2 protein-coding genes and 1 pseudogene are annotated in these 1,018 nt (G+C 64.6%); 1 reads left to right on the top strand and 2 read right to left on the bottom strand.

Translation table 11 applies throughout. From position 1 onward, the window contains the following. Positions 1-75: 75 nt before the first annotated feature. Positions 76-279, top strand: a pseudogene (locus tag ABT116_RS51315) (hypothetical protein); the annotation flags it as partial. Here ABT116_RS51315 and ABT116_RS50410 read toward each other — a convergent pair. After that, positions 264-680, bottom strand: a complete 417-nt coding sequence (locus ABT116_RS50410; protein ID WP_351648588.1) for a hypothetical protein — start codon at positions 678-680, stop codon at positions 264-266. The pseudogene ABT116_RS51315 and the gene ABT116_RS50410 overlap by 16 nt on opposite strands. 138 nt (positions 681-818) lie before the next feature. Then, positions 819-1,018, bottom strand: a 200-nt coding sequence (locus tag ABT116_RS50405; protein ID WP_351648592.1) for a hypothetical protein, incomplete at its 5' end; no start/stop codon positions are given.

Here is a 1,018-nt window from a genome sequence, read left to right as displayed (position 1 = left end):
CCGACGGCTTCAAGGGCTTCGGCGGTCTCGGGGAGGATTCCGAGCTCTCGGAACGTAGTCAGGGTGCTGCCTCTTCTGTGTGGGCGGCGCGAGGCTCCGGCAACCACTTCCACGCTGGTTGTTTCGGGTGTCGTCGACAACGTCTTCACGGTCACCGGAAAGCTGGCCAAGGGTGAGAGCGCGACGGTGACGTACACCGTCAAGGTCAATCCTGAGATCGGAACGTTGTCGGGTCCCGGATTCACTCCGGGAGTCCTGAACAACTACCTGGTGGTTGGTGGCGAGAACCCGCCGGTGGACTGTGTTCCGGGCGATGCTCTCTGCACCGAACACCCGGTGGACCCGCCGGAGACCACCACCACGGTGCCTCCGGTCACGACGGAGCCCTGTGTTCCTCCGACGACGACCACGCGGATGGTTCCGTCCACAACGGCTGCGACCACGACGGCTAGCGCGATCACTGCCGGAGACGCCGATGTGACCGGTACGGAGGAATCCACCACTACGGAGGAGACCACCACAGAGGAGACCACGACAGAAGAAGTTGTCGCGGAAGAGATAGTGGATCCGTGTGGCGTGACGACAACTACGCCGCCGACGACCACGACGCCGGTCACGACAGTTCCGCCGACCACGACGGTTCCGAACACGACGGTGCCGGTTACACCGACGATCATCATTCCCCCGATCGTCGTTGTGCCTCCGATCGTCGTACCGCCGACGGTTCCGGGTCAGCCGGTTCCGAGCACGGTTCCGGGACAGCCGAAGCCGCCGACAGCAAACCCGGGTCAGCCGGGTCAGCCGAAGCCGTCTGCTCCTCAGGGCGGGACGATCAACTCGGGTGGTGGCGCTGGTGAGAGTGGCGTGAACACCGGGTTGCTCGCAGCAGGTGGATTGGTTCTGCTGCTGGCGCTGGGAACAGGTGGGCCGGTGGCCAGCCATTTGGCGAGCACGACCTTCTGCTGGTTGCCGCCGGACAGCGTGTTGACGGTGTCGGCGATCCGGGCGTACTTGACCT

This window comes from Streptomyces sp. NPDC002130, from assembly GCF_040296465.1.
GTDB lineage: Bacteria > Actinomycetota > Actinomycetes > Streptomycetales > Streptomycetaceae > Streptomyces.
The sequence above is the reverse complement of the archived record's forward strand: the minus strand, read 5'-3'. Positions and strand labels throughout refer to the sequence as shown.